The 7,393-nt window shown below is 29.5% G+C and carries 8 protein-coding genes; 4 read left to right on the top strand and 4 right to left on the bottom strand.

What is annotated here, in order from left to right; translation table 11 throughout:
* Positions 1–1,164: helix-turn-helix domain-containing protein (locus AMN88_RS03350; RefSeq protein WP_075536420.1), on the bottom strand; the 1,164-nt coding region annotated here is incomplete at its 3' end.
* 112 nt (positions 1,165–1,276) lie between these two features.
* On the opposite strand from AMN88_RS03350, the gene AMN88_RS04600 reads away from it, so the two are divergent.
* From AMN88_RS04600 to AMN88_RS03340, 3 genes are all read left to right on the top strand, one after another.
* Positions 1,277–1,438, top strand: a complete 162-nt coding sequence (locus AMN88_RS04600; RefSeq protein ID WP_023854007.1) for a hypothetical protein — start codon at positions 1,277–1,279, stop codon at positions 1,436–1,438.
* 51 nt (positions 1,439–1,489) lie between these two features.
* Complete coding sequence (aceA, locus tag AMN88_RS03345; protein ID WP_075536419.1) at positions 1,490–2,764, top strand: isocitrate lyase; 1,275 nt, start codon at positions 1,490–1,492, stop codon at positions 2,762–2,764.
* A gap of 92 nt (positions 2,765–2,856) precedes the next feature.
* Positions 2,857–3,996, top strand: coding sequence for a glycine cleavage T C-terminal barrel domain-containing protein (locus tag AMN88_RS03340; protein WP_075536418.1), 1,140 nt, complete (start codon positions 2,857–2,859; stop codon positions 3,994–3,996).
* On the opposite strand, the gene AMN88_RS03335 is transcribed toward AMN88_RS03340, so the two are convergent.
* On the bottom strand, positions 3,993–4,760 hold the full coding sequence (locus AMN88_RS03335) for an ABC transporter permease (protein ID WP_075536417.1): 768 nt from the start codon (positions 4,758–4,760) through the stop codon (positions 3,993–3,995). The two genes, AMN88_RS03340 and AMN88_RS03335, sit on opposite strands and share 4 nt — an antisense overlap.
* Positions 4,750–5,685 (bottom strand): ABC transporter ATP-binding protein, encoded by a 936-nt coding sequence (locus AMN88_RS03330; protein WP_075536416.1) that lies wholly within the window; start codon positions 5,683–5,685, stop codon positions 4,750–4,752. Before AMN88_RS03330 ends, AMN88_RS03335 begins: the two co-directional genes overlap by 11 nt.
* Positions 5,686–5,754: 69 nt before the next feature.
* Here AMN88_RS03330 and AMN88_RS03325 point away from each other — a divergent pair, with 69 nt between their 5' ends.
* Complete coding sequence (locus AMN88_RS03325; protein ID WP_075536415.1) at positions 5,755–6,123, top strand: thioredoxin family protein; 369 nt, start codon at positions 5,755–5,757, stop codon at positions 6,121–6,123.
* On the opposite strand, the gene AMN88_RS03320 is transcribed toward AMN88_RS03325, so the two are convergent.
* A partial coding sequence (locus AMN88_RS03320; protein ID WP_082254622.1) for a sodium:solute symporter family transporter occupies positions 6,116–7,393 on the bottom strand: 1,278 nt, incomplete at its 5' end. The genes AMN88_RS03325 and AMN88_RS03320 overlap by 8 nt on opposite strands.

Here is a 7,393-nt window from a genome sequence, read left to right as displayed (position 1 = left end):
TCTTGCAATACAAACGTATTTTTCTCCATTATTCATTTTACTTACAGCTGCTTGAATAATCCCTGGTCTAGTAAAAGCAGAATAAACATTCCATCGTGGGCAAGCACCGCCATATCTTGGGATATCTATACCTGATAAAGAAAATCTTTTAGAAATGTTACCTGCCATATCAACTCTTAAAAAATGAAAAGGAATTCCAGGAAGTTTTGGGTCTTGAAGACAAGTTACTCTGTGAGCCACTTGTTCAAAAGATGTTGCAAAAGTATTTTGAAGTAACTCTAAATCATATTTTAGCTTTTTACACTCAGAATGAAATAATTTATAAGGCATTAAAATAGCTGCTCCACAATAATTTAATAAAGCAACTTTAGTTAACTTTTTTGACTCCTCAGATGGAAAACTAAATTTAGAAAGATAGTCATCAATTTCTTTATTTGCACCTTCTTGTGCTATTTGTGCAGCTGCATGTAATTTTTTTGTTTCTAGTGAACTGTAATCACTAAGTAACAACTCTTTTTTATTTTTATTATAAATTTTTGAAAATGGTTTGCTTTCATCAGGAATAACATCTTTTACAGTAATTGAATATTCCGAATATAAATATTCACATAAAGCTATGTATCTTGTACGATTATTTTTTTGAATTTTATCAAATACTTTATTGGCAAATTCTTCTAACTTAGGAAAGTAATTTTTATTTTCTTGTAAAAAGTCTGAAATAACTTCTCCTGGAAAAGAATTTTTTCTATTATCAACAATTTTACCAGAAATTTTTTCAATCTTATTAATTAGTTCGTGATCTTTTTTTTTTAAAATATCTCCAAGTCTTACAATTGCTTTTCCAATTTTTGGATTAGTACTAACTAAATCTTTTACTTCAGGTCCTAAAATATCTAAATCCTCAAATAAACTATCATCTAAAATTTCAGAGATTGTATTTTGAAGATTAATATCTGTTTTTGAAGTAAGATCTGATAACTGAATATTTAATCTTTCACATAAGTTTAATAGTAGATCACCATCAATTTTTCTTTTTCCACTTTCAATAAGATTTAAATAACTTGGTGAAATGTTTAAATCTTCTGCTAATTTGTTTGCTTGAAGACCAAGCTGTCTTCTAAAAGACTTGATTTTTGGCCCTATTTTTAAATCTATTTGACTCATATTTACTATTTGTAAATTTTGTAAATTTATTTTTACAATATTTTTTCCTTATTTACAAAGCTTTTTAACGTTTTTTATAGATTTTGTAAATTCTGTAAAATATATAATTTACATGGATAAAAATTTAAAAAACACAGAAAATGAAGCTCAAATCATCAAAAAAGAGGACTTAGATCAACACAACAGTAGAGGAATCTACATGAGAGATGATCATTGTGATTGGGGTTCAAGTGGGATGAGTGAGCTAATCAAAGCCTTAGACGATAGCAACTAATTCATTCTTCTTATTCAATTTTCTAAATTAAAACACAAAGGAAACTAAAAAATGAGTGCAGAAAAAATCTCATACGACTTAAAAAGATTTGCTGGAATAAAAAGAGACTATACGGAGGAAGAAGTAGAAAGATTAAGAGGCTCAATTAAAATTGAATATTCTTTGTGTAAAAACCAATCTCAAAAACTTTGGAAATTATTAAATTCTGAGCCATACGTGAACACACTTGGGTCTTTGTCAGGTAATCAAGCAGTACAACATGCAAAAGCTGGTTTAAAAGCAATTTATTTAAGTGGATGGCAAGTTGCTGCCGATGCAAATACAGCTGGCGAAATGTATCCAGATCAATCTTTATATCCTTATGACAGTGCACCAAAATTAGTTGAGTCTATGAATAATTCTTTAATCAGAGCTGATCAAATTCAACATATGGAAATGCAAGACGGTGATATGAAAAAAGAAGATAGAACAGATTACATGTTGCCTATTATTGCTGATGGTGAAGCTGGATTTGGTGGTCCATTAAATGTGTTTGAATTAACTAAAAAATTTATAAGAGCAGGTGCCGCAGGTGTGCACTTTGAAGACCAACTAGCTAGTGAAAAAAAATGTGGTCACATGGGTGGTAAAGTTTTAGTTCCAACAGGAACAATGGTAAAAAATCTTAAAGCTGCAAGATTAGCTGCTGATATTGCTGAGGTTCCATTAATTATTTTAGCTAGAACTGATGCGAATGCTGCAAAACTAATTACGAATGATTTTGATGAAAATGATAAACCATTTTTAACTGGTGAAAGATCTCCTGAAGGTTTTCATTATGTAAAAGATGGAATTGAACAAGCTATCTCTAGAGGTTTAGCTTATGCACCTTATGCTGATTTAATTTGGTGTGAAACAGCAACGCCTAATTTAGCAGAAGCTAAAAAGTTTGCTGACGCTATACATGAAAAATTTCCTGGAAAACTTTTAGCTTATAATTGTTCACCTTCTTTTAATTGGAAAAAACATTTGAGCGATGATGAAATTGCTTCATTCCAACAAGAAATTGCAAAAATGGGTTATAAATTTCAATTTATTACTCTTGCTGGTTTTCATACTCAAAATATTGCAATCTTTGAACTTGCTGAAAAATATAGAAAAGAAGGTATGGCTGCATACTCTAGAATTCAACAACAAGAATTTGCTCGAGAAAAAGATGGTTATACTAGTGTTAAACACCAAAGAGAAGTTGGTACATCTTATTTTGATGCAGTATCAAATACTATCAGTAGTGGTCAAAGCTCAACTACAGCAATGGCTGGATCAACTGAGTCAGAACAGTTTTAAAAAAATAATTTCCCTCTCCATTTTTTTTAGTAGCCCTTAACAGGGCTATTTTTTTTGTTTGTAATTCATACCAAGACTGTTAAGGGTCACAAATGTCTAATAAAAACTTTGGTTTTGGAACACAAATAAGAAAGTCTCCATATTTTGACTCTACTGTTAAATGGGGAGCTACAGGTTTTTCTGTATATAATCATATGTATATTCCAAGAGACTTTGGAAATCCTGAACAAAACTTTTGGAACCTTATTGAAAAATCAATTTTATGTGATGTGGCGGTTGAAAGGCAGGTTGAAATAACTGGTTCTGATGCCTACAAATTTACTCAATTATTAACTCCTAGAGACCTTTCAAAATTATCAATAGGACAGTGTAAATATGTATTAATCGTAAATAACGATGGAGGCATATTAAACGATCCAGTTTTACTTAGATTAGCAGAAAATCATTTTTGGTTATCCTTGGCAGATAGTGATGTTTTGTTATGGGCACAAGGTCTTGCGGTTAATTCAGGTTTAGATGTTAAAATATCTGAACCAGATGTATCCCCTTTACAGTTACAAGGCCCTACCTCACAAGAAATAATGGTCAAACTATTTGGTGAAGATATCAGAGATCTTAAATATTATTGGCTAAGAGAATATCAACTTGATGGAATTCCATTAATTGTTTCAAGAACAGGTTGGTCAAGTGAACTTGGTTACGAAATATATTTAAGAGATGGTTCAAAAGGAAATGAATTATATGAAAAAATTATGGCTGCTGGTAAAGAACATGGAATTCAACCAGGTCATACGTCGTCTATAAGAAGAATTGAAGGTGGTATGCTTTCATATCATGCAGATGCTGACATTCATACTAATCCATTTGAATTAGGATTAGAGCGATTAGTTAATTTAGAAACTGATATAGACTTTATAGGTAAAGAAGCTCTAAAAAAAATTAAGCAAAATGGAATAAAGAGAAAACAAGTCGGACTTATAATAGATTGTAATCCTTTATCAGGACCTAACACAACTTTTTGGCCAATTGAAAAAAATGGCAAAAAAATTGGTAAAGTAACTTCAGCTGTATATTCTCCTAGATTAAAAAAAAATATTGCACTTGCAATAATAGAAATAAATTATTCAGAATTAGGAAATCAATTAGATGTTCAAACTCATGAAGGAAAATATTCTGCTACTATTGTAGAAAAACCTTTTTATGATCCTAAAAAGAAAATAGCTAGTAGCTAGGATTTAATATTGTAACCTTTTTTAAGTAATACTGTCACAACTGTTACACAAGCAACCAAAAATACAACCATAGAAATTATACTTACCCAAATATTAAAGTCCGATACTCCATAAAAAGCAAATCTAAGGCCATTAATTAAATAAACTACTGGATTGAAATAAGTAACTGTCTGCCAAAATTCTGGCAGCATATCTAATGAGTACAAGCTACCACCTAAAAATACCATTGGTGTAATAACTAAGGTCGGAATGATAGACATCTGTTCGAAATTAGAACTCATTAAACCTATTAAGAAACCAAATAATGCAAATGTAAATGCAACCAATACTAATAAAAAAATCATTAATAATGGATACATGACGTTGACCTCTACAAAAAATGTTGAAGTGATAAATATTACAACACCTACAATAAGAGTTTTAGTTGCTCCTGCTCCAACAAAAGCTAGAACAATTTCAAAAGTAGAAATTGGTGCTGCTAAAATTTCATAAATTGTACCATTGAACTTAGGAAAAAATATTCCAAAAGAAGTATTACTAATAGATTGCGTAAGCAATGTAAGCATTAATAAACCTGGAACGATGTAAGATCCGTAACTAATTCCATCAATATTTTCAACATATCCTCCAATTACTGAACCAAATACTATGAAGTATAAGGAGGTAGATAAAACTGGAGAAAAAAGAGACTGCATTAAAGTTCTTTTAAACCGATCCATCTCATGAAGATAAATTGCACTAAATGCTTGAAAATTAAACTTCATTATTCTCCTTTACTAAAGAAACAAATATTTTCTCTAATGTTGTTTGTTCTGTTTTTAAATCCTGTAATTTTAAATTCGCATCTTTTAAATCTTGAAGCAAATTAGTAATACCTGTGCTTTTAGCTCTAACATTATAAGTATAATTTACTGATTTTTTATCTTCACCAATTTCAAGATTATATTTACTTAAACTATCTGGTATTTCAGTAATTTCATTTTGAAGGTCTACAGTAAGTTTCTTATGTCCCATTTTTTTTAACAATTCTTTTGTTTCATCAACCACTATAATTTCTCCTTGATTGATTACTCCTACTCTATCTGCAATAGCTTCTGCTTCTTCTATATAATGTGTTGTTAAAATTATTGTAACACCAGTTTTTCTTAAACTCTCAACAACTTTCCACATATCCTGCCTCAACTCAACATCAACACCAGCAGTTGGTTCATCTAAAAATAAAATGGTTGGTTCATGAGATAATGCTTTTGCAATCAAAACTCTTCTTTTCATTCCCCCAGATAATTGTCTAAGCCTTAAATCTTTTTTATCCCATAGACTTAGATCTTTTAAAACTTTCTCAATATGTTTTGGATCAGGTTTTTTCCCGTACAAACCTCTAGAATATGAAACATTATTAAATACAGTTTCAAATTGCTCTAAAGTTAACTCTTGAGGAACTAATCCAATTCTAGATCTTGTTTCTCTATAATCATCAATAATATCAAATTCATCTACTGTAACTTTCCCTGAAGATGGTCTTACTATCCCGCAAATAATACTTATAAGCGTAGTTTTTCCTGCACCATTTGGTCCTAGCATTGCAAAAATTTCACCCTTTTTAATATTTAGGTTTATTTTTTTTAATGCCTCAAAACCATTGTCATACACTTTTGACAGGTTATTTATGATTATTTGATCGTTTGACATGTAGTTAGGCATATATAGAGACAATTTATAGTATTACAATAAATTAAAATTTACCTTAATTTTGTGTTAATGAAAAAATTTTTAGTATTTATCTGTTTTGTATTATCATTTAGCACCAAAGCAATTGGAAAAGAAACCACTTATAGTAAAGAGTTATTTGATAAAGCTATATCAGAAGGAAAAGTTGTGGTGATTAGTTCTTGGATTAAATATTGCACTTCTTGTGCAAGCCAAATGAAAGTTCTTGAAAAAGCAAAAAATGATTTTGATAATATCGAATACTTTGCTTTTGATGTAACAAAAAAAGAAATTGCCCAATTTTTTAATGTTCAATATCAAACAACACTTTTAATTTTCAAAGATAATAAAGAAGTTTACAGAAGCATTGGTGAGACCACTAAAGAACTTATTTATGATGCTTTAAAATCCTCTATCTAAATTTAATTTTTAAAATTATTGCAGGCAAGAAAATTGCAATCAAAAAAGATAAAAATAATAAAGATTGAGCTATAAATGGTGAAAACAGGTCTTTAGACAAAAATACTCCCACTAATAGACTTTTAGAAAAATCTGGAAATGGAAACATTAAAAAACCAGCAACTAAACCAATTATAATTGAAACATAAGCGGTTTTTTCATCCACTTTATTATAGAAGCTATAAAAAACAGTCACTACAAACGCACAACAAAATAAATCTGCAAGTAAAAATAAATATAAAATATCAAATCCTTTTGAAGCAACACCAAATGCAATTATGGATAAAATTAAAATGAAATATTTAGATATTTTTAAGTAATCAGTTTTTTTATCTAAATTAAAAGTTGCTTTGCCATCAACTACAAATAAACTAGAAATAGCATTAACCAAAGTATCAACAGTAGAAATTGTTAATGCAAGACCAAGTATAATGATTAATAAAGATAAAATTTCTGTTTGATCTTTTAATAATAAACTAAAAAATCCTAAATCAGGTCTAACAGATGGATCCATTGAAAATGAAACCATTCCAATAAAACCCATTAAGAAAACTATTGGAACAATAATAAAAAAAGAAATTATCAAACCACTTTTTAATGTTTGATAATCTTTTGCTGCATATACTCTTTGCCAATTTCCTTGATGAAATAAATTAGTTGCTGCAACTGCTATAAAGAAAGTTAATCCAGCGGTATATCCTGGAACATAATTTGAACTAATTAGTTGAGGGTTTTTCTCATTAATTAAAGAAAAAGAAAAATTATCTCCTGAAGATGAACTAATAATTGAAATCAAAATAAATAATAAAACACCAATTACAATCATTTGAATATTATCAGTAAATATTGAGGCTCTTAATCCTCCATAAAGAGTGTAACTTAAGGTAGCTGCCAAAACTATTAATGCTGTAATCCATAATTCTGTTCCTGATATATAATTAATTAATACAGCAACTGCCGTTACTTCTGCGCAAAGAAAAATGAACATGTAAAAGATTGTCATTAACAAAATTAGCTTAAAAAGACTTTTGCCAAATTTCTTTCTCATAAACTCAACTAAAGAAGATCCTTTTGGAAACTCATTTCTAATTTTTTTTCCAAAATAAATTAAGAAAATCATTGGAAAAGCTGTGCCTAATGCATAACCAATAACAGCGCCTACTCCACCCCATGTTGCAGCCGCTACTGGACCAAATAAAATCCAAGCACCTAAAGCTGATGCTACAAGACT

This window comes from Candidatus Pelagibacter communis, from assembly GCF_001180165.1.
Classification (GTDB): Bacteria; Pseudomonadota; Alphaproteobacteria; order Pelagibacterales; family Pelagibacteraceae; genus Pelagibacter; species Pelagibacter ubique_P.
The sequence above is the reverse complement of the archived record's forward strand: the minus strand, read 5'-3'. Positions and strand labels throughout refer to the sequence as shown.

Coding starts and splice junctions, on each gene's coding strand:
- AMN88_RS03340 (WP_075536418.1), top strand. CDS start 2,857: ATGTCTAATAAAAACTTTGGTTTTGGAACACAAATAAGAAAGTCTCCA.
- AMN88_RS03335 (WP_075536417.1), bottom strand. CDS start 4,760: ATGAAGTTTAATTTTCAAGCATTTAGTGCAATTTATCTTCATGAGATG.
- AMN88_RS03330 (WP_075536416.1), bottom strand. CDS start 5,685: ATGTCAAACGATCAAATAATCATAAATAACCTGTCAAAAGTGTATGAC.
- AMN88_RS04600 (WP_023854007.1), top strand. CDS start 1,277: ATGGATAAAAATTTAAAAAACACAGAAAATGAAGCTCAAATCATCAAA.
- aceA (WP_075536419.1), top strand. CDS start 1,490: ATGAGTGCAGAAAAAATCTCATACGACTTAAAAAGATTTGCTGGAATA.
- AMN88_RS03325 (WP_075536415.1), top strand. CDS start 5,755: ATGAAAAAATTTTTAGTATTTATCTGTTTTGTATTATCATTTAGCACC.